Below are 20570 nucleotides of genomic sequence, written 5' to 3' on the forward strand. Positions count from 1 at the left end.
CAATGAGGAGCCGGCCCCGCCGTGCTCGATGCTCCGCTGGACAGGCGGCTGAGCAATCCGTCCTGCTGTCCGGCGCGACGTGACACTCGGCGCCGATCATCGCGACCACGCGGTCGGATGCCCCTCGCACTGACCAGTGAATGGACAGCATTTGACCTGGTGGAACCGGTCCGCCGTACCTATTTTGATCTTGCGGGTGAGGGTGCCGATGGTCACCGGCGGGCCCGCGGCGTGAGCTACCCGCAAGAAGCCGGAAGGAACTGACTCATGACCAGCAACCGTCGCAGGACCTCTGCCGTCTCCGCCGCGCTCGTGGGTGGCGCCATGCTGATGACCGCGTGCCAGGGCACGGAAACGGACGCCGCGAAGAATGCGTCGTCCACTCCTGCCGGCGACTCTGCGACCGCTTCCGGCTCGGCCATCGTGGACGACGGTCGGAGCAGCGCCGAGGGCTCCGACGAAGAGGTTTCCGACGGAGAAGGCTCCGACGGAGGGCGCAAGGCCGTGCGGACCTGTGGCGCCAACGACATTTCCTGGAGTACCAAGTCCGAGACCCAGGCCGGGGGATACATCCTGATCACCGCGAAGGCCGAGTCAGGCATCACCTGCGCCCTGCCCGCGGCACTCCCGAGGGTGGACTTCGGGGCGGACGGCACCGAGGCGGGCCCGGCGGAGAAGTCCGTCGGTGGGCAGATCACGCTGAGCGGGGGAACCACCGCGTACGCCGGGGTGAACCCGAAGAGCGCCGACGGAGACGCGGGCAAGGAACTGGACAGGATCATCATCGCCATCGGCAACGACGATCCGAACCCGGTCTTCCTGCCGGTCGAAACCGTCACCGTCGATGACCCGATCGTCACCAACTGGCACACCTCCGCGGCGGATGTTCTTCGCGCCCTCCCCTGAACCGACTCATCGCCGTCTTCGGCTTCCGGCCTGCTTCGCAGCACACAGCGCCCGGTGGCGAAGCGCGCCGCCAGACGCAGCTTTCCGTACGGTGTCGAGCACCGGCTGGTCCGCCTCTGGCCGGACATCGGACATCGGACACCTGGCGGATCAGATCGCACGACGTGAGGCAGTAGGAGACAGGAAGTGGGAGACAGTGGGAGACCTGGCATTCGGGCCGGTGGCCGCGTCAGATTCGCGGGCTCAGACGTGCAGGGTGGGCCGGTAGGTGAGTTCTTGGGTGTGGCCGTCCAGCGTCCGGTGCTCGATCAGTTCGAGGTCGAAGTCGGCCGCACCCTGGAAGATCGGGTCCAGCCCGGTCCGGCCGGTGATCACAGGGAAGAGCGTCACCTGGACGCGGTCGACCAGACCGGCGGCCATCAGCGCCCGGTTCATCGACAGGCTGCCGTGCGAGCGCAACGGCACCTCGGACTCCTTTTTGAGCCGGGCGACGACGTCGACGGCGTCGCCGCTCACGACCTCCGCATCCGGCCAGTCGAGGGATCCTTCCAGTGTGGTCGACACCACCGTGGCCGGCAGGCTCCTCATCCGGGTGACCCATGGGTCGCGCACCTCGGACTCCTCGGTGCTTGAGGCCAGCATCCGCGCGAACGCCCGATACGTGTTGGCCCCGAAGACCATCCGCTGCTCCTCGTCGTACAGGGCGAGGCGGTGGTCGAGCAGCTCGGGGCCCTGCTTGCCCCAGTAGCCGGTCCAGTCGCCGCCGGCGGCCCCGAAGCCGTCGAGGCTGGAAAAGACGTCGAAGGTGTAGCTGGCGGTCATGATGCTCTCCTTGGGCGTGGTTGATTGAGTACGTGGATACAGACCTGAATCCACGGCGAAACTCATCGCCATCTTGGCCCGAGGACGGATTCCGCGGACTACCGCGTCGGCTCCCGACGATCCGTCCCGTTGTTCGCGAGACCCGTTACTGGTGAGAAACGGGAGCCGGTTGAGCGCGAAACATGTATCGCTCAGGTTTGTCCGTATCTGCGAGGGCGTCGTCCTGCGCGCGTGACATACAGGAGGGCCGTGAGCATGCCACCCCATTCATTGTCTCTCCGGTGAACCCGGCCTGATGGCGCTGCTGACGGCGACCGAGGCAGTCGTAGAACAAAGCCGCGGAGAGGTGGGCGGCGGGCTCATGGTCACCGCCATGGCCGTCATGCTCGCTCTGCTCTGGTGGTGACGTCGTGGGGGAGTGTGCCCGCTCTCAAGTCGCGGGCGCTGCAAGGGAGTTGGGACGTAGGGGTTGCGGCCGGGGGAGGCCGCATTGCAGCCCTGGGAAATTCGACCCTGTTGCTCTGGATCTCGATGTGCAAGGATTGGATCCACAGATTGGATCCAAGTAACACTCAATCGGATGCACGAGGTGAGCGATGCTGAGACGCGAGGACAACGAGCGCGTTACGCGCACCGGCCCGGGCACCCCCCTCGGACAGCTCATGCGCGCCTACTGGCAGCCCGTCGCCCTCGTCTCGGAGATGTCCGACGAACGACCGGTCAAGGCGATCCGGATCATGGGCGAGGACCTGGTCCTCTTCCGGCGGGACGACGGCCCCGCATCCAACGGTCCCGCATCGGACCTGCCCGCATCGGACGGCGACGAGACGGTACGCCCTCAGAGCTCAGCCGGGGCCGGGCCCGTGGCCGGCCCGTGGGGCCTGGTCGGCCGGTACTGCGCCCACCGGGGTGTCGACCTCTCCTACGGACGCCGGGAGAACGGCGGACTGCGATGCCTCTACCACGGGTGGCTGTACGGCCCGGACGGCCGCTGCCTGGAGCAGCCCGCGGAACCCGAGCACAGCAACTTCGCCGCCAAGGTGCGTATCCCGAGCTACCCCTGCGTGGAGCGCAACGGCATCGTCTTCGCCTACCTCGGCACCGGTGCCCCGCCGCCCTTCCCGGCGTACGACTGCTTCCGCGCTCCCGAGGAGTACACCTTCGCCTTCAAGGGCTGGTGGGAGTGCAACTGGCTGCAGGGCGTGGAAGGCGGGATCGACCCGAGCCACGTCTCCTTCCTGCACCGCTTCGTCGGCGAGGACCCGCGCGAGGTGTACGGGCAGCAGTTCAGCGAGGAGGTGGAGGGCACCGGGAAGAAGCTCTCCGAACTGGTCGGCGACAACTTCCGGCCGGACATCGAGGTGGAGAGCGCCGAGCACGGCCTGCGGGTCTTCGCGCTGCGCGAACTCACCGAGGACGTCAGGCATGTACGGATCACCAACCTGGTGTTCCCCAATGCCTTCGTGGTGCCCTTCGGCAACGGCAAGGTCTTCTGCCAGTGGCACGTCCCGATCGACGACGAGAACCACTACTGGTTCATGATCCTCTACGACTTCGAAGAGGTCACCGACAAGGACACGTTGCTGGCACAGCGCCTCGCTGAGGTCTCGCTCCCCGACTACCGGCCGCTGCGCAACCGCTCGAACGACTGGGGCTTCGATCCCAAGGAGCAGCGGGAACTCACGTACACCGGCATGGGGTTGGACATCAACGTCCATGACCAGTGGGCGGTGGAGAGCATGGGGCCCGTCCAGGACCGGACCGTCGAGCGGCTCGGCGTGTCCGACCGTGCCGTGACCGCCAACCGCAGACTGCTGCTCAAGGCGATCACCTCGTTCGAGAGCGGTCATCCGGTGCCCGGTCTGCCGATCGACGCGCGGGCGGCCGAGGAGCTGACCGGGCCCCTGGCCATCGACACCATCACGCCCACGGACGGCTGGGAAGAGGCCTGGCGGCGACGGGAGTCGGAGCGGCGCGCGCGGTCGCCGTGGGCCGGGCGGGAGGTGACCGGTGCGCAGCGCTGACGAGAGGCCGCGGGCGCACGGCGGCGACGGACCCGGCGCTCGCCCGCTGGCCTCCGCCGCAACCGGCGGCTTCGTCGAGCGGCACGGCCTGTGGGACGAGCGGCAGCACGTGGCCGCCGGACACTTCCGCCGGGTGATCGACGAACTCGGCCTGGACAAGGTGCGGTTCTCCTTCGCCGACCAGCACGGCGTGCTGCGAGGCAAGACCCTGACCAGGGAGGCGGTGCCCGGCGCCCTGCGCTCGGGAGTCACCGCGCCGTCCTCCTTGTTGTTGAAGGACACCTCCGGCCGGACCGTCTTCCCCGTCTTCTCGGGCGGCGACGGCTTGGCCGGCGGTCGCTTCGCCGGGGTCGGTGACATCGTTCTGGTGCCGGACATGACGACGTTCCGGGTACTGCCGTGGGCCGAGCGGACCGGCTGGATCCTGTGCGACCTCTACCACCCCGACGGCACCCCAGCGGCGTTCTGCTCACGCGGTCTGCTGCGCGGCAGGCTGGCCGCGCTGGCGGACGCGGGGTACGACCTCACGGTCGGTGTGGAGCTGGAGTTCCACGTATACCGTCCCGCCGCGGAAGGGGCCGCGTCGGTGGGCGTGGGACGGCCGGGCGCACCCGGCCCGGCACCGGAGGTGGCGCCGCTGAGCAGCGGCTCGCAGCTGCTGCACGAGGAGGGTCTGGACCGGCTCGACGACCTGGTGGACCTGCTGTACCGCGGGCTCACCGGACTCGATCTGCCGTTGCGTTCCCTGGAGTTGGAGTTCGGGCCCAGCCAACTGGAGCTGACCCTTGACGCGCGGGACGCGGCGCAGGCCGCGGACGACGCGCTGCTGGCTCGTGCGGCGGTGCGGCAGATCTGCCGCAGGAACGGCTACCACGCGACGTTCATGTCCCGTCCCGCCACGGCGGAGACCGCGTCGAGCGGATGGCACCTGCACCAGTCGTTGCGCCACCGGGCGACCGGTGAAGCCGCCTTCGACCCGGCGCCCGATCCGGTGCCCGGCTCGGTGTCCGGCTCGGTGTCCGACTCCGCGCCGGGGGAGCCGCTGTCCCCGGTGGCCCGGCACTACCTCGCCGGGCTGCTGGAACACGCGCCCGCCGCCACCGTCTTCACCACACCCACCGTCAACGGATACAAGCGGTACCTGCCGATGTCCCTGGCTCCCGACCGGGTCGTGTGGGGCATCGACAACAAGGGCGCCATGGTGCGGGTCGTCGGTGCCCGGGGTGAGGGCGGCGCCCGACTGGAGAACAGATCCGGCGAGCCGGCGGCGAACCCGTATCTCTACATCGCCTCGCAGGTGGTCAGCGGGATGGACGGGATGGCCCGGCGGCTCGACCCCGGCCCGCCGACCACCGACCCGTACGACACCGGAGCCCGCGGTCTGCCCGGCTCGCTCGGCCAGGCGCTGAACGCGCTCGACGCGGACCCGGTCTTCGCCAAGGCGCTCGGCCAGGACGTCGTCTCCTGGTTCACCACGATCAAACGCGCGGAGTTCGCGCGCTACCTGGCGCATGTCTCGGACTGGGAGCAACGCGAGTACTTCGACCTCGTCTGACCGCATCCCGGCCCCCACGGCCGGCCCACACCTCACGGAAGACGCCATGACCACGTTCAAGGCCCAACCCGCGCCGCTGGAACCCTTCCTCGTCGACGGCCGGTGGATCGCTCCCGGCGACCGCCGGACGTTCCCCGTCGTCGATCCCGCCTCGGAAACCGTCCTGAGCCGGGTCGCACAGGCCACGCCGCGGGATGTCGACGACGCCGTGGCCGCGGCCGCCCGGGCGCACGAGGACGGCCGTTGGCGCGGTCTGCCGGTCGCTGAGCGGAGCCGGGTGCTGCACCGGATCGCCGAACTGATCGAGGAGCACGCCGAGGAACTGGCGGTGCTGGAAACCCGCGACAACGGCAAACCCGTCGAACGCTCGCGCGCCGACACCGCGATGAGCGCCAGGACGTTCCGTCACTTCGCGGGCGCCCCCGCCCGGCTGACCGGCACGGTCGTGCCCCTGGACCCGGGACACCACGTCTACACGGTGCCCGAGCCCGTCGGGGTGGCCGCGCTGATCCTGCCGTGGAACTTCCCCATCATGACCGGCTGCTTCAAGCTGGCCCCCGCACTCGCCGCGGGCTGCACCGTCGTGGTCAAGCCCGCCGAACAGACCCCGCTGACCATGCTGCGCGTCGCCGCCCTGTGCGAAGAGGCGGGCCTGCCGGCAGGCGTGCTGAACGTACTCACCGGCGACGGCGAGGTGGGTGCCGCGCTCACCGCGCACCCGGGTGTGGCCAAGGTGTCCTTCACCGGCTCCACCGAGGTCGGCCGGCTGGTGATGGGCGCCGCCGCCCCCACCGTCAAGCGCCTCACCCTGGAACTCGGCGGCAAGAGCCCCAACATCGTCTTCGCCGACGCCGACCTGGACGCCGCCGTCATCACCGCCATGCGGGCCGCCTTCGGCCACTCCGGGCAGATGTGCACGGCCGGCAGCAGACTGCTGGTCCAGCGCTCCGTCCTGGCGGAGATGGAGGAGCGCCTGGCCGCCGCGGTGCGCAAGGTCCCCGTCGGCAACGGCCTGGACGGCGGGATCACCGTCGGTCCGCTGGTCTCGGAGGAACAGCGGGCCAAGGTCCTGTCGTACGTCGAGGCCGGTGTCGCCGAGGGTGCGAAACTGGTGACCGGTGGCCAAGTACCGGACCGGCCGGGCTACTTCGTCGAACCGGCGCTGTTCACGGACGTCACCAACAGCATGCGGATCGCCCGCGAGGAGATCTTCGGCCCCGTGGTGGGAGTGATCCCCTTCGAGGACGACGACGAAGCCGTCGCCATCGGCAACGACACCTCCTACGGGCTCGCCGCCGGAGTCTGGACCAGGGACCTCTCCCGCGCCCACCGCATGGCCGCGCGGCTGCGCGCCGGAACGGTGTGGATCAACACCTACAACATCTTCGACCCGGCACTGCCCTTCGGTGGACTCGGCGACTCGGGCCTGGGCCGGGACCTGGGCGACGACGCCCTGTACTCCTACTGCGAGCGCAAGGCGGTGGTCGTCGCCCTATGAGTACCGACACCGCGGTTCCCAGCCCCCCGCCGACACCTCGGAGTCCGGCACTCGACATCGAGGCACTGCGCGCCGCCACCCCCGGTATGCGCCACGCCCGCCACATGAACGCCGCCGGGGCGGCCCTGCCCAGCGCGGCGACGCTGGCCGCCGTCACCGACCACCTGCACCTGGAGTCGCTGCTCGGCGGCTACGAGGCGGCCGAGGCGCTGGCCGACCGCACGGAGCGGGTGTACCACTCGGCGGCCCGGCTGATCGGTGCCGCGCCGCAGGACATCGCCCTGGTGGACAGCGCCTCCACCGCCTGGCAGCGGGCGCTGGGAGCCTTGCGGCTCAAGGCGGGCGACCGGGTCCTGGCATCGCCGTCCACTTACGTCAGCTCCGCCCTGCACCTGCTGGAGATGCGGGACTCGCACGGCATCGTGCTGGAGGTACTGCCGGCCGACGCGAGCGGACAGGTCGACCTCGGCGCACTGGAGACGGCCCTGCGCGAGCCGGCCGCGCTCGTGACCATCGCCCATGTCCCCACGTCCTCCGGGCTGGTGGAACCGGTGGCCGCCGTGGGCGCGCTGGCCGCCCGCGCGGGGGTGCCGCTGCTGCTGGACGCGACGCAGTCGCTCGGCCAACTCCCGGTCGACGTCCAGGAGATGCACTGCGGCATCGTCGTCGCCACCGGCCGCAAGTTCCTGCGCGGGCCGCGGGGCACGGGTCTGCTGTACGTCGACCCCGAGCTGCGGGCGAGAACCAGGCCCGCCGCTCCGGACGTACGCGGAGCCCAGTGGTCGTCGGCCTACGGCTACGAGGTGGTACCGGGGGCCCGGCGCTACGAGACATGGGAGTCCTCCCACGCCCTGCGACTGGGCCTGGGCACGGCCCTGGACGAGGCGCTCGACCTCGGTGTCGCGCTGATCCGCGACCACGTGACGGAGCTGGCCGAACGGCTGCGGGCCGGACTGTCGGGCGTACCGGGGATCCGGCGGACCGATCCGACGGCGGCGGCCTCGGGCATCGTGACGTTCCTGCGCGAGGACGAGGACCCGCGCCAGACCGTACGGGACCTGCGCGCGACCGGATTCAGGCTGACGACCGTGCCCGCCTCGCACGGCCAGTGGGACCTGGGCCGACGCGGTCTGGAACGGGTCGCCCGGGCCTCGCTGCACGTCTACAACAGCGCGGACGACGTGGACGCGCTCGTCGCCGCGCTGACCGCACGAGAACGGCGCCGCCGGGGAACGCGGGAGGCGACCTCCGAGACCGTGTCGCGTACGGCATCAGGGTCGCCGTCAGGGGTGACTCAGGGATCCCCGACACCGACGTTCACTGTTCCCGGGTCCGCGACGCCGACGTCCGTCGGTCCCGAGTCGGGATCCGTGACGCCGACGTCCATCGGTCCCGAGCCCGGACCTCCGACGCCTACATCCACCGGTCCTGAGCCGGGACCCGCGACGCCGACGTCCACCGGTCCCGAGCCGGGACCCGCGACGCCGACGTCCACCGGTCCCGAGCCCGCATCCGCGACGGGTGCAGCCACTGTTCCCGAGCCCGCTTCCGTCGGCCCGCGGCCCGTCTCCTCCCGGCCGACCGGATCCGCCGGTGACCGGGCCGACGTGATCGTCGTCGGGGCCGGTGTCCACGGCTCGTCCGCCGCCTGGCAGTTGGCGGCCCGCGGAGCGAGCGTGATCCACCTCGACCGGTTCCCCGCGGGCCACACCGAGGGCTCCTCGCACGGCAGAACGCGGATGATCCGGCGGGCCTATCCCGCCGAGATCTGGGACGGACTCGTCGACACCGCCTACAGCGCCTGGCAGGAACTCGAACTCGCCTCCGGGCAGCGGCTGGTGACGACCACGGGAGGCTTGTACGCCAGGGCGGCGGGAGCCCCCGCCACCCTGCGCGGCCCCGGCTGCGAGAACGTGGACCACGCCCGTGCCGCGGAACTCTTCCCCGGGCTGCGCCTGTGCGAGGGCTTCTCCGCGGTCCATGATCCGGCCGCCGGCGTCATCGACGCCCAGGCCGCGCTCACCGCGCTGGCGGCGCTCGGTCGCGCGCACGGCGTGGACCGGCGGGACGGCTGTGCGGTGCTCGGCCGGCGCCGGGACGGCGGGGGCGTGCGGGTCGACACGGAGCAGGGCGTCCTGCACGCGGACCGGCTGGTCGTGTGCGCGGGCCCCTGGACCGGCGAACTGCTGCCCGCCTTCGCCCGGCCGCTGAGCGTGGTGCGGATCGTGAACCTGCACCTCGGTTCCTCGCGGCGGCACCTGCTGGAGCCGCCGCTGCTGGGCGCGTTCTCCGTCGACGTACCGGACGTCGGCCTGCTGTACGGCATCCCGGCCTTCGGCGGAGCAGGTGTCAAGATCGGCCTGGACCACGGGCCGCCGGAGGATCCGTCGGTGCCCGCCGGGCCGGTCACCGAGGCCGAGCGGGACCGGCTCCTCGGTCTGGCCTCGCGGTTCCTTCCGGCGGCCGACGGGCCGGTGGAGGAGGCGATCACCTGCCGCTACACGATGGCGCCGAACAACCGGTTCGCCGTCGGCCGGCTCCCGGGTGAGGACCGGGTGTTCGTGGCGGCGGCCTGTTCCGGCCACGGCTTCAAGTTCGGGCCCGCACTGGGCGCCGCGCTCGCGGATCTGGCGGAGGGCAAGGAACGACCGGACCTGGACTTCCTGTCTCCGGCCGCGATGGGCATCACCGACCGGCCCGGACCGGGAGCCGGAGCATGACCCCCGGCACCCGCACCCGCACCCGCGCCCGCACCGACAGCCGGTCAGCCGCGGAAGACGGTGGCCGACCGCTGTTCGTACCAGCGGGCCAACTGCTCGCCCGCACTGATCACATGGGCCTTCATCTCACTGCGTGCCCGCTCCGCGTCCTCCGCGGCGAGAGCCTCGACGATCCGCTCGTGTTCGCGGATGTTGTCCTCGCGATGGCGGGGGTTGTCCTGGAGGACGAGCGCGGAGACGTTACGCGGGAACGCCTCGTTGACGTCCTTGATGGCGCGGGCGAGACGCCTGTTGCCGGCGACGGTGTGGATCAGGGTGTGGAAGCAGTCGTTGGCGGAGGTGGAGGGCGAGGCGTTCGGGGAGGTGGCGGGCGGGGAACCCTCGCCGGGCGCCGGACCGCCGCTGACGTCGCGTACCCCCCGGCTGACCGCGCGTACCGTCTCGTTGGCCTCGCGCAGTTCCCGCAGTACGTCCGGGGTGACCGCGTGGACCGCCCGGACGCAGGCGAGCCCTTCGAGCTCGGCGCGGATCTCGTAGGCCTCGCGGACCTCCCAGGGGGCGGGGACGCGGACCACGGCGCCGCGGTTGGGCAGCACCTCGATGAGGCCGCCCGCCTGGAGCTGCCGCAGCGCCTCCCGTACGGGGGTGCGGCTCACGCCGAGCATCTCCGCGAGCTCGACCTGGCGCAGTTGCGCCCCGATGGGGATCTCACCGGAGAGGATCCGCGCGCGGATCGCGGCCGCGGTGTCGTCGACGAGCGCCTTGCCCTTTCCTGCGGGCGAGTCCGCGTCGGGGAGCGGGGCGGTGTCCATGAGGTCTCCGTCTGGTCGGGAAGGCGAAGGCCGGCGATGGCCGGGGCGGGGGAGTGCCGGGACGGTAGTCCTGACAACCCCCAACAGCTTAATGTATCCATTCTAACGGTCGCAGGATCCAAGGACTGCGGCACGTGCACATGAGCGGAGCGCACATCATGCACAACCCGCCCGGAAGCGTCAGTACCCGTGTCCATGCCCGGCGTGAGCGCACCCATCCTCTCGACCCGCTGTCTCCCGCGGAGATCGACGCGGCCGTCGCCGTGGCGCGGGCCGACGGCCGGCTGGGGGAGCGGACCAGGTTCTGGGGCGCGGTACTGGACGAACGCTTCGCCCGTGAGGTGGTGGCAGGCCGGCAGACCGCGGGGGAGGTGCGGGTGGGGCTGGTGGCGATGGACCACGACCTGCCCGGCGCCTGGGAGATCGACGTGCAGCTCGGTGCCGAGCCGCGCTGCCTGGAGTGGCGGCCGGTGGACATACGGCGGCCGGGCATCACCTCGACGGAGGCGCGCGCGGCGGCCCAGGCATGCCGGGCGAACCCGCTGTTCCGCGAGGCACTGGCCCGGCGAGGCATCCACGACGTGTCGCTGACGGTCATCGACGCCGAGTCCATCGGCGGCTTCGTACCGGAGAAGTACAAGGACCGCAGGATCACCTGGGGCTCGGTCTGGCACCGGGTCCAGGAGGACGACAACGCCTATGTGCGCCCCGTACAGGGCGTCATCCCCCTCATCGACATGGCGACGATGGAGGTGCTGGAGGTCGAGGACCACGGCGTCGTCCCGGTCTCCGAGGAGCCGGGGCCGCTGTCGGCCGGCGGGTTCGGCCCGGACCGTGCGGGGCTCAAGCCGCTGGAGGTGGTGCAGCCCGAGGGGCCCAGCTTCACCGTCGACGGACACCAAGTCAGCTGGCAGGGCTGGGAGTTCCGGGTCGGCTTCACCCACCGTGAGGGCCTGGTCCTGTACGACCTCGGCTTCCTGGGGCGCTCGGTGCTCAAGCGGGCCGCCTGCAACGAGATGTACGTCCCCTACCTCGACCCGAGCTCCACGCAGTTCCGCAAGAACTTCTTCGACTGGGGCGAGTACGGCGCCGGCCCGCTGACCAACTCGCTCGCGCTCGGCTGCGACTGCCTGGGTGTCATCCACTACTTCGACGCGGCCTACCTCGCGGGCGACGGCGCCGCCCAGGAGATCGACCAGGCGATCTGCATGCACGAGGAGGACGACGGCATCCTCTGGAAGCACAACGACCTGCGCCGCGGGGTGAGCGAGGTGCGCCGCTCCCGGCGGCTGATCATCTCCAGCTTTCAGACGGTCGCCAACTACGACTACGGCTTCTACTGGTCGCTCTACCAGGACGGCAGGATCGAGCTGGAGATCAAGCTCACCGGCATGCTGTCGGCCTCCGGGATCGAGGAGGGCGAGGAGGTGCGGCACGGCCGGGTGGTTTCGCGGGGCGTCCAGACGCCCACGCACCAGCACTACTTCGGCCTGCGTCTGGACGCCGCGGTCGACGGCCCGTTCAACCGCCTGGTGGAGGAGAACGCCCAGGCGGAGGACGACCCGCGCCACGACCCGTACGGCAACGCGGTCCGCATGGTGCGCACGCCCCTGCTGTCGGAGTCGCAGGCCGCCCGCCGGACCAACCCGGCGACGTCCCGGCACTGGCGGGTGGAGAGCGCGCAGAGGCAGAACCGTTACGGGGACCCGACCGCGTACCGGCTGCTGCTGCCCAACACCACCCGGCCGTTCGCGCGGCCCGATTCGGTGATGGCCCGCCGGGCGCCCTTCGTCCACCAGCATCTGTGGGCGACGGTCTCCGACCCGGCCGAGCAGTACGTAGGAGGGCAGTACCCGAACCAGGCGGAGCCCGGTGAGGACGGCGTGCAAGTCTGGCAGCGCAAGGACCGCTCGCTGGACGGGGCCGAGCTGGTGCTGTGGCCGGTCGTGGGCAGCCACCACTTCCCCCGGCCCGAGCAGTGGCCGGTCATGCCGGTCGACCGGGTGCGACTGGTCTTCGAGCCCGACGGCTTCTTCGACCGCAACCCGGCCATGGACATCCCGGATCCGTCGGCCGACGCGGACCGCTGCTGCGGAACCTGATGAACCATCGCAAAGCATGCCTATTGGGATATCTCGGCAGTTAGGGCACAAGACGTCGGTTCATGTGCTCGTAACACCCGGGACACGGCTCGGAATCGCGGGCCGGACACGATGATTTTGGATCCAATCAAGACGCAATTAGATCCATTCCTTCCTAGGAACGGTGCCCCAAGGAGGCCCTCATGCCGGATCAGTCGCAGGGAACACCCGCACTACGCCCGGCCGAACCGCAGGTTTCCCGCCGGACCATGCTGCGCGGCGCCGGCCTCCTCGGCGTCGGAGTGGGCTTCGGACTGACCCCGCTGCTCGCCGCCTGCGGTGTGGCCGACGACGGGTCCGAGAAGTCCGGTGGCGGATCCGGCAAGGGCGGCACCCTCACCCTCGCGATCGACTCCACCAGCGCGGTCAACGACCCCGCCTTCTACACGACGCTGGGCGACTGGATGGCGGTGGACTGTATCTGCCGCGGCCTGACCTTCATCTCCTTCGAGTCCAACGAACCCACGCCGGACCTGGCCAAGAGCTGGAAGATCTCCGACGACCAGCTGACGTACACCTTCACCCTCCGCGACGGCGTGAAATTCCACGACGGTACGACGCTGTCCTCCGCCGATGTCCTGGCCACCCTGAACCGGCAGTTCGACCCGGAGAACAAGACTCTGCCGAAGGGCGCCTCCAGACCGCTCGCCTCCCTCGGCAACAACGTCGCCTCGCTGACCGCCGAGGACGACCTCACGGTCAAACTGGTGCTCAAGGCGCCCGACCGGACCGTGCTGGCCCAGCTCTCCGACATCGGCGGCCGCGTCATCTCCAAGGCCGCCCTCGACAAGTACGGGTCCGACATAGGCAAGCACCTCGTCGGCACCGGCCCGTTCAAGCTCGCCTCGGCCACTTCCGGCCAGGCCATCACGCTTGAGGCGTTCGACGACTTCCGGCTCGGCCGGCCGCCGATCGACCGTCTGGTCCTGCGCCAGGTGCAGGACCCCTCGGCGATCGTCAGCTCGCTGCTCAGCGGGGACGTGTCCGCCACCCAGTTCACCCCCTACTCGGCCGTCGAACAGCTGAAGTCCGACCCCGCGGTCACCGTCCACGACACCAAGGAGGGCTTCGACGCGATCCTGATGATCGACGCCCGGCGCGTTCCCGAGCTGACGGTGCGCAAGGCCATCAACCTGGCCATCGACCGCAAGGCGATCGTCCAGCAGGCGTTCTTCGGCGTCGGCAGCGAGCCCGACGGCTATGCGATCCCGCCCGCCCAGAACGGCTACGACACCGGCCTCGCCGACCTGAGCACGAAGAACCTCGTACAGGCGAAGAAGCTCCTGAAGGAGGCTGGAGCGGTGGGCCGCGAGCTGGGGTTGATGGCGGCCAGCGACTCCTGGCACCCCAAGGCCGCGCAGATCGTCAAGCAGAACCTGGAGGACGTCGGCTTCAAGGTGAAGACCACCTCCGTCGACCCCGCCTCGTACTTCAGCCGGCTCAGCGACGGCAAGGACGACTACCACGACCTGATGATCTGGGAACGCAACTCCTACGTCCCCGACCCCAACAACATGGTCGGTTCCATGGCCAACCCCGCCGGTCTCTACGGCAGCACCATCACCGGCCTGGACACGCTGGACGGCGTCGACTCCATGGCCGAGGACCTGCTGGAGGCGAAGAACCTGCCGGTCGGCAAGAAGCGCACCGCCGCCTACTCCAAGATCCAGCGGCGCTGGGCGGAGGAGTACATGGTGATCGCCATGCTGGCCTGCTCCACCAACCTGGTGGTCAGCGGAGCCGGGGTGAAGGGCATCAACACCGCCGCACTCGGCAACCACCGCTGTTTCATGGAGAAAGCCAGTGTCTGACCAGACGGGTCCCGATCTCGGCGACAGGGGTTCCGGCGTGGGTCACCCGGGTCCCGGCCTCGGCACGACCGAGGCGCTCGCCGCGGCCCCCGCTTCCGGTGGCGCGATCCGAAGTGCCCACCGGGGGCGGGGCGGTGGTGGCCGGGGACGGGTGGCGAAGCTGCGGCAGCTCGGCATCGGCACGTCCTGGCCCGCGAGAGTGTCCTGGGTGTTCCTGGTCGCGATCGTCCTCGTCGCCCTGGTCGGGCCCCTGCTGATCTCGGCCGACCCGGTCCGGCAGACCTCCTCGGCGATGCTGCCCTTCGGCTCGCCCGGCCATCTCCTCGGCACCGACGACCTGGGCCGGGACGAACTGGCCCGGCTGGTGCACGGGGCACGGCCGCTCCTGTTCGTGGCGTTCGCGTCGACCGCTCTGGCCGCCGTGGTCGGCACCGGCGTCGGCCTGCTCGCCGGCTACGCGGGCGGCGTCGTGGAACAGGTGCTGATGCGCGCCGTCGACCTGGCCCTGGCCTTCCCGTCCATCCTCCTGGTCATTCTGCTGGTCGCCGCGGCCGGACCGGGCACCACCAGCCTCGTCGTCGGGGTCGGCGTGGCCCTCGCCCCCGGTCTGGCGCGGCTGGCCCGGGCGCTCGCGGCCAGGGAGACGGCCCGGGACTACATCGTCGCCGCACGCCTGGGAGGCACCCGCACACCGCGCGTCCTGGTGCAGGAGATCCTGCCCAACATCGCCGGGCCGATGGTGGCCCAGGTCGTCATGACCCTGTCGGTCGCGGCCGGTTTCGCCGCCGGTCTGTCCTACCTCGGCCTCGGCATCCAGCCGCCCACCCCCGACTGGGGCTACATGGTCCAGGCCGGACAGGAGTTCCTCTACTCGGCGCCCCGCCTGGTGGTGCTGCCGGCGGCCCTGACCCTGTTGTTCGTCGTGGCCTGCAACTTCGTGGGCGACGACCTGCGGGACGCGCTCGATCCGAAGGGCACCGCATGAGCGCCCTCCCGCTGCCGCGCCTGCGGCGCCCGCAAGGCCCCCGGTCGGAACGGGTCGACGCCCTGTGGGCCATGTTCCGCAGGCTCCTCGGCATCCCGGTCGTCCTGTTCGCCCTGGCGACCCTGGTGTTCCTCGCGATGCGCCTGCTGCCCGGCTCGCCCACCGCCTCCCTGGCGGGCGGCGGAACGAACCTCACGGCCGCGGAGATAGCGCAGAACGAGGCCCGGGCCAGCGAGGCCCTCGGACTCGACCAGCCGCTGCTCACCCAGTACGGCACCTACCTCGACAACCTGGTGCATCTGCGCTTCGGTGAATCGTTCTTCGGGTCCAACAGTGTCCTGAGTCTGCTGGGCGACGCGCTTCCGGGCACCATCGAACTGACCCTGGCGGCGATGACCGTGGCCGTGCTCCTGGGCGTGGTCACCGGGGTGGTCGCCGCGCTGCGCAAGGGCACCTGGATCGACACCACGACCCGGACCGTGGCGACCGTCAGCTTCTCCCTGCCCTGGTTCGCGCTCGGAGTGATCGCCATCGTCGTCTTCGGCGTCTGGCTGCGCTGGCTGCCCGTGCTGGGACGGCTGCCGAGCTCGCTGGACTACCGCCCCACGACCAACTTCGTCCTCCTCGACGCCATCCTGCAGGACCGCTTCGAACTGGTCGGCCCCTGGATCCAGCACCTGATCCTGCCCGCCACCACCCTGGCGCTGTCCATGGCCGGCTACATCACCCGTATCGTGCGCGCCTCGGTCCTGGACGTCCTCGGCGACGACTTCGTCAGGACCGCCCGGATGAAGGGGCTCACGGAGTCCGCGGTGATCCGCCGCCATGTCCTGCGCAACTCCTGGCTGCCGATCGTGACGGTCCTCGGCCTGCAGTTCGGGTCCCTGCTGGGCGGCTCCGTCATCACCGAGACCGTCTTCTCCTACGGCGGCGTCGGCCGGCTGCTGGTGCAGGGCGTGCTCCAGCGCGACTACCCCGTCGTGCAAGGGGCAGCGCTCGCCATCGCCCTGCTGTTCGTCCTCGTCAACTACGCGGTGGACATGCTCTACATGATCCTCGATCCACGCATACGGAAAGGCTGAGCCGCATGGACATCGTGCTGGTCCACGGAGCGGGCGGACGCCCCACCACCTGGTCGGAGGTCGAGCCCCTGCTCGCCGCCCGGGGTCACCGAACGGTCGCCGTCACCAACCCCCTGACCTCTCTCGAGGAGGACGTGGCCCACACCACCGCCGTCGTCGAGGAGTTCATCGAGGGGACGGCAGGACCGCTGCTCCTCGTCGGCCACTCCTACGGGGGCGCGGTCATCACGAACGTCGGCCGGCACCCCGCCGTCCGCGGCCTGGTCTACGTCGCGGCCTTCGGCCCCGACGAGGGCGAGACCGTCAACGGCATCGTCGAACGCTACGAGCCCGCGGAGATCTCCGCGTACATGCGGCGCGGCCCGAACGGGGAGTGGAAGTCGGAGGCGAGCGAGGAGTTCTGGGCCGAGATCGGTCCCGACCTGTCTCCCGCGCACCGGGCCGTCGTCGAGGCCGAGGGCCGCAAGGCGGAGAACCTCATCTTCACCCAGCCGACCGGAAAGCCGGCCTGGGGCACCCTGCCTTCCTGGTATCTGGTCGCCGACGACGACCGCACCCTGCGCCCGGACGCGCAGCGCGACATGGCCGCCCGTATGGGGGCCGTCACCGAGCACGTCCCCGGCAGCCACTACACCACGCTCGTGCACCCGCAACGGGTGGCCGACCTGATCCACACCGCGGCCACGGCCGTGAGCGGCACGTCGTGAGCGGGCCCGCGGCCGCCGTGCAGGGGCAGGCGAGCCGGCCCGTGGTCCTGGACGTCCGCGGGCTGCGGGTCGGGTTCGACGTCCCCTCGGGCCGGCTTCCGGCCGTCGCCGGCGTGGACCTGACCCTGCACCAGGGCGAGATCCTCGCGCTGGTCGGCGAGTCCGGCTCGGGCAAGTCCGCGCTGTCCATGAGTCTGGTCGGCCTCAACCGGGGCCCGCGCACGCACATCAGCGGCGAGGTGGCCTTCGGCGGCCGCAACCTCGCCGAGGCGTCCGAGCGCGAACTGCGTTCGGTACGGGGCAAGGACATCGCCGTCGTCTTCCAGGACGCCCTGGCCGCACTCAACCCGCTGCACCGGGTCGGCGCCCAGGTCACCGAGATGATGCGCGCTCACAACCGGATGCCGTACGCGACGGCCATGGACCGGGCCGTGGACCTGCTCGGCGAGGTCGGCATCGCCAACCCCCGTGCCAACGCCCGCGCCCTGCCCCACCAGTTGTCGGGCGGCATGCGCCAACGTGTGATGATCGCCATGGGCCTGGCCAACGACCCTGCCGTCCTGATCGCCGACGAACCCACCACGGCACTGGACGTGACCATTCAGGCACAGGTCCTCTCCGTGCTCCAGCAGGCCGCCGCCGACCACGGCACCGCCGTCCTCCTGATCACCCACGACCTGGGAGTCGTCGCCGAGGTCGCCGACCGCGTCGCCGTGATGTACACCGGCCGCATCGTCGAGCAGGGCGCGCGCGACGAGGTGCTGTTCAATCCCCAACACCCCTACACCATCGGCCTGTTGGGCTCCGTGCCGCCGATCGACGGACCGGTCGCCGACCGGCTGCCCGCCATCCCCGGCAGCCCGCTGACCGGTGTGGACCGCCCCAGCGGATGCGCGTTCGCCGCCCGCTGCGCCTTCGCGCACGACGCGTGCGCACAGCAGCCCGAACTGCTCCATCGCCACGGCGGACCCGGCCACCTCGACGCCTGCGTCCTGACCGGATCCGTACGCCAGGCGGCGCGCGATGCCAGTTCGGACCCGGACCGGGACCCGGACCCGGACCGGGACCCGGACTCGGACCCGGACTCGGACCCGCAGCCGGTGCGGACGGAACGGGATCCGGTGGAACGGCATCCGGTACGCAACGAGAAGGGGCGCCCATGACCTCGCCACCGGCCACATCCGCCACCGCGGCCTCCGGCCCGACGCCTCCGATATCCCCGGCGCCGCCCGGGACGCCGCTCATCCGGGCCGAGAAGCTGCGCGTCGAGTACCGCGGACGCTCGGGCGGCAGAGTAAGGGCCCTGCGCGACGTAGACCTGGAGATCCGCGAAGGCGAGACGCTGGGCCTGGTCGGTGAGTCGGGATGCGGGAAGTCCACTCTGGGCCGGGCCCTGCTGCGGGTGATCGAGCCGGCGTCCGGCACCATCGACTTCCTGGGCCTGAACATCACCCGGCTCAGGGGCACCCGGCTGCGCCGCACCCGCGCCGACCTCCAGATGGTGTTCCAGGACCCGTTCGGCTCGCTCAACCCCCGGCGCAGGATCGCCGACATCGTCGCCGAACCGCTGCTGCGGGCGCGCGGCGCGAGCCGGGCCGAAGCCGGGCCGGTCGTGGCCGAGTTGCTGGACCGGGTGGGCCTCGGCGCCGAGGCGGGCCCGCGCAAGCCGCACGAGTTCTCCGGCGGCCAGCGCCAGCGCATCGGCATCGCCCGGGCACTGGCCTCCTCGCCCAGGTTCGTCGTGGCGGACGAGCCGGTCTCCGCACTGGACGTCTCCATCCAGGCGCAGATACTGAACCTGCTCTCCGACATGGTCCGCGAGCGCGGCCTGACCATGCTGTTCATCTCCCACGACCTGGGCGTCGTACGGCACATCGCCGACCGCGTGGCCGTCATGTACCTGGGGCAGATCATCGAGGTCGCGTCCCGGGACGACTTCTTCTCCGGCCCCGCCCACCCCTACTCCGAAGCGCTGCTGTCCTCGGTTCCGTCCCTGCGCCCCGGCGGGCGGCGCGAACGACGGGTCCTGGAGGGCGAGTTGCCCGATCCCGCGAATCCGCCGGAGGGCTGTCTGTTCCAGACCCGCTGCCCCTTCGCCGAGGCCGAGTGCCGTACCCGCATGCCGGAACTGCGGACCATCGCACCCGGCCGTACCGTGCGCTGCCACCTGCCCCGGGTGCCCGGCTCCACCGAGAAAGGCTGATCCCGCGTGATCATCGACGCGTACAACACCACCCAGGACGTCCGGGGACGCTCGGACTACCTCACCGGCGTCCGCAAGGGTCAGGCGCCGCCGCCGTACACCCCGTTCGAACCCCGGCGCATCCTGGACCGGATGGACGCCGCCGACGTCGACATGGCCATGATCTGCTCGCTCGCCCAGCGCATCGAGAACGACTTCATCAGCTCCCTGGTCGCCGCCCACCCCGACCGCTTCTTCGGTTTCGGGCAGGTCCTCCCGCAGGCCGACGACGCCATCGAGGAGATCGACCACATGGCCGACGCCGGCCTGGTGGGCCTCAAGCTCCACCCGAGTCTGCACGGCTACCACGTCGCCGACCACGGCCTGCTGGACCCGCTGTTCGAAGCATGCGCGCGGCGCGGACTGATGGTCCTGGTCAACGCCCTGGACGACTCCTTCTGCGCCCCCCTGGCCATCGAGGAGATCGCCCGCGACCACCCTCAAGTCCCCACGGTCATCGCCCACATGGGAGCGGTGTGGAACGTTCCCGAAGCGATCATCGTCGCCGAGCGGCAGCCCCATGTGTACCTGGAGACCTCGGCGACGCTGATGAGCGACGTGAAGCGGGCCTACGCCCGACTGGGGCCGGAGAAGATCCTCATGGGCAGCGAGTGGCCCGGCTCCGACTTCGACCTGGAGCGCATGAAGATCGCGAAGGCGATACCGGACGAGAAGGACCGTGCGCTCGTCGAGGGCGGCAACATGGCCCGTCTGCTCGGGATCACCGCATGAGCGCCGCGCCTTCCGGCACGGCGCCCACCACCGCCATCGCGCGCGTCGCCGTCCCTGCGTCCATGAGCGACGACGACGCCGAACTGCTCACCCTGGCACAGGAGTTGCTGGCCCGCGTCTGGCGCGACGGCCGGCACGAGGTCGCGTCCGCGGTACGCACGGCCGACGGCGCCGTGCACACCGGGGTCCACCTCGAAGGCTCCTGCCGGCGCAGCTCCATCTGCGCCGAGGGCGTCGCCCTGGGAGCGGCCCGCGGGGCATACCCCGGCGAACGGCCGCTGGAGGTCACCTCGGTCGTCTCCGTCCAGATCAAGCCCGCCGGACGGTTCCGGGTGATCGCGCCGTGCGGCGTGTGCCGGGAACTGATCAGCGACTACAGCCCGGACGCGACGGTCTGGATCACCACGGTCGAGGAGAACGAGGTCGTCCCGGTCAGGGCCCTCGACCTGCTGCCGGACAAGAGCCGGCGCGCATGGTGAACCCCGGCCGCGAACCCGGCAGCCCGGACGAAGCAAGCACTGTGACCTCAGCGG

16 protein-coding genes are annotated in these 20570 nt (G+C 70.9%); 14 read left to right on the forward strand and 2 right to left on the reverse strand.

From position 1 onward, the window contains the following. The first annotated feature begins 267 nt into the window (after nucleotides 1–267). Entirely contained in the window at nucleotides 268–906 is a 639-nt protein-coding gene (locus tag OHA11_RS41865) for a DUF4232 domain-containing protein (protein WP_266505802.1), read from the forward strand. Nucleotides 907–1149: 243 nt separating this feature from the next. On the opposite strand, the gene OHA11_RS41870 is transcribed toward OHA11_RS41865, so the two are convergent. Further along, the gene (locus OHA11_RS41870; protein ID WP_266505804.1) at nucleotides 1150–1728 is read right to left on the reverse strand and encodes a dihydrofolate reductase family protein; all 579 of its coding nucleotides are present in this window, start codon (nucleotides 1726–1728) and stop codon (nucleotides 1150–1152) included. A gap of 596 nt (nucleotides 1729–2324) precedes the next feature. Here OHA11_RS41870 and OHA11_RS41875 point away from each other — a divergent pair. From OHA11_RS41875 to OHA11_RS41890, 4 genes are read left to right on the forward strand one after another with little or no spacing between them, the layout of a single operon-like run. Further along, a complete protein-coding gene (locus OHA11_RS41875) occupies nucleotides 2325–3752 on the forward strand; it encodes an aromatic ring-hydroxylating dioxygenase subunit alpha (protein ID WP_266505806.1) in 1428 nt (475 codons plus the stop codon). Further along, the gene (locus tag OHA11_RS41880; RefSeq protein WP_266505809.1) at nucleotides 3739–5307 is read left to right on the forward strand and encodes a glutamine synthetase family protein; all 1569 of its coding nucleotides are present in this window, start codon (nucleotides 3739–3741) and stop codon (nucleotides 5305–5307) included. Before OHA11_RS41875 ends, OHA11_RS41880 begins: the two co-directional genes overlap by 14 nt. A gap of 46 nt (nucleotides 5308–5353) precedes the next feature. After that, complete coding sequence (locus OHA11_RS41885; protein WP_266505812.1) at nucleotides 5354–6805, forward strand: aldehyde dehydrogenase; 1452 nt, start codon at nucleotides 5354–5356, stop codon at nucleotides 6803–6805. Next, complete coding sequence (locus OHA11_RS41890; protein WP_266505815.1) at nucleotides 6802–9525, forward strand: FAD-dependent oxidoreductase; 2724 nt, start codon at nucleotides 6802–6804, stop codon at nucleotides 9523–9525. Before OHA11_RS41885 ends, OHA11_RS41890 begins: the two co-directional genes overlap by 4 nt. 44 nt (nucleotides 9526–9569) lie before the next feature. Here OHA11_RS41890 and OHA11_RS41895 read toward each other — a convergent pair whose 3' ends face one another. After that, nucleotides 9570–10337: a GntR family transcriptional regulator gene (locus OHA11_RS41895; RefSeq protein ID WP_266505818.1), complete on the reverse strand. Its 768-nt coding sequence runs from the start codon at nucleotides 10335–10337 to the stop codon at nucleotides 9570–9572. Nucleotides 10338–10477: 140 nt separating this feature from the next. Here OHA11_RS41895 and OHA11_RS41900 point away from each other — a divergent pair, with 140 nt between their 5' ends. The 9 genes from OHA11_RS41900 to OHA11_RS41940 all read left to right on the forward strand — a co-directional run bounded on the left by OHA11_RS41900 (nucleotide 10478) and on the right by OHA11_RS41940 (nucleotide 20516). Further along, a complete protein-coding gene (locus OHA11_RS41900) occupies nucleotides 10478–12439 on the forward strand; it encodes a primary-amine oxidase (RefSeq protein ID WP_266505820.1) in 1962 nt (653 codons plus the stop codon). A 182-nt stretch (nucleotides 12440–12621) separates the two neighbouring features. Continuing rightward, nucleotides 12622–14289 (forward strand): ABC transporter substrate-binding protein, encoded by a 1668-nt coding sequence (locus OHA11_RS41905; RefSeq protein WP_266505822.1) that lies wholly within the window; start codon nucleotides 12622–12624, stop codon nucleotides 14287–14289. Next, on the forward strand, nucleotides 14282–15274 hold the full coding sequence (locus OHA11_RS41910; protein WP_266505824.1) for an ABC transporter permease: 993 nt from the start codon (nucleotides 14282–14284) through the stop codon (nucleotides 15272–15274). The genes OHA11_RS41905 and OHA11_RS41910 overlap by 8 nt, the downstream gene beginning before the upstream one ends. Next, entirely contained in the window at nucleotides 15271–16356 is a 1086-nt protein-coding gene (locus OHA11_RS41915; RefSeq protein ID WP_266505827.1) for an ABC transporter permease, read from the forward strand. Before OHA11_RS41910 ends, OHA11_RS41915 begins: the two co-directional genes overlap by 4 nt. 5 nt (nucleotides 16357–16361) lie before the next feature. Next, nucleotides 16362–17063 carry an alpha/beta hydrolase gene (locus OHA11_RS41920; protein ID WP_266505830.1) on the forward strand — a complete coding sequence of 234 codons (702 nt, stop codon included), beginning with the start codon at nucleotides 16362–16364 and terminating at the stop codon, nucleotides 17061–17063. Further along, entirely contained in the window at nucleotides 17060–18226 is a 1167-nt protein-coding gene (locus tag OHA11_RS41925; protein WP_266505833.1) for an ABC transporter ATP-binding protein, read from the forward strand. Before OHA11_RS41920 ends, OHA11_RS41925 begins: the two co-directional genes overlap by 4 nt. Continuing rightward, nucleotides 18223–19266 (forward strand): ABC transporter ATP-binding protein, encoded by a 1044-nt coding sequence (locus OHA11_RS41930; protein ID WP_266505836.1) that lies wholly within the window; start codon nucleotides 18223–18225, stop codon nucleotides 19264–19266. The genes OHA11_RS41925 and OHA11_RS41930 overlap by 4 nt, the downstream gene beginning before the upstream one ends. A gap of 6 nt (nucleotides 19267–19272) precedes the next feature. Next, nucleotides 19273–20037 carry an amidohydrolase family protein gene (locus OHA11_RS41935; RefSeq protein ID WP_266505839.1) on the forward strand — a complete coding sequence of 255 codons (765 nt, stop codon included), beginning with the start codon at nucleotides 19273–19275 and terminating at the stop codon, nucleotides 20035–20037. Next, on the forward strand, nucleotides 20034–20516 hold the full coding sequence (locus OHA11_RS41940; RefSeq protein WP_266505842.1) for a cytidine deaminase: 483 nt from the start codon (nucleotides 20034–20036) through the stop codon (nucleotides 20514–20516). Before OHA11_RS41935 ends, OHA11_RS41940 begins: the two co-directional genes overlap by 4 nt. Nucleotides 20517–20570 lie beyond the last annotated feature (54 nt).

Source organism: Streptomyces sp. NBC_00878 (assembly GCF_026341515.1).
Lineage (GTDB): Bacteria > Actinomycetota > Actinomycetes > Streptomycetales > Streptomycetaceae > Streptomyces.

Excerpts from the sequence above, each read along its gene's own strand:
- OHA11_RS41900 (WP_266505820.1), top strand. The coding sequence starts at position 10,478 with ATGAGCGGAGCGCACATCATGCACAACCCGCCCGGAAGCGTCAGTACC.
- OHA11_RS41870 (WP_266505804.1), bottom strand. The coding sequence starts at position 1,728 with ATGACCGCCAGCTACACCTTCGACGTCTTTTCCAGCCTCGACGGCTTC.
- OHA11_RS41930 (WP_266505836.1), top strand. The coding sequence starts at position 18,223 with ATGACCTCGCCACCGGCCACATCCGCCACCGCGGCCTCCGGCCCGACG.
- OHA11_RS41890 (WP_266505815.1), top strand. The coding sequence starts at position 6,802 with ATGAGTACCGACACCGCGGTTCCCAGCCCCCCGCCGACACCTCGGAGT.
- OHA11_RS41865 (WP_266505802.1), top strand. The coding sequence starts at position 268 with ATGACCAGCAACCGTCGCAGGACCTCTGCCGTCTCCGCCGCGCTCGTG.
- OHA11_RS41905 (WP_266505822.1), top strand. The coding sequence starts at position 12,622 with ATGCCGGATCAGTCGCAGGGAACACCCGCACTACGCCCGGCCGAACCG.
- OHA11_RS41940 (WP_266505842.1), top strand. The coding sequence starts at position 20,034 with ATGAGCGCCGCGCCTTCCGGCACGGCGCCCACCACCGCCATCGCGCGC.
- OHA11_RS41895 (WP_266505818.1), bottom strand. The coding sequence starts at position 10,337 with ATGGACACCGCCCCGCTCCCCGACGCGGACTCGCCCGCAGGAAAGGGC.
- OHA11_RS41915 (WP_266505827.1), top strand. The coding sequence starts at position 15,271 with ATGAGCGCCCTCCCGCTGCCGCGCCTGCGGCGCCCGCAAGGCCCCCGG.
- OHA11_RS41920 (WP_266505830.1), top strand. The coding sequence starts at position 16,362 with ATGGACATCGTGCTGGTCCACGGAGCGGGCGGACGCCCCACCACCTGG.
- OHA11_RS41885 (WP_266505812.1), top strand. The coding sequence starts at position 5,354 with ATGACCACGTTCAAGGCCCAACCCGCGCCGCTGGAACCCTTCCTCGTC.
- OHA11_RS41875 (WP_266505806.1), top strand. The coding sequence starts at position 2,325 with ATGCTGAGACGCGAGGACAACGAGCGCGTTACGCGCACCGGCCCGGGC.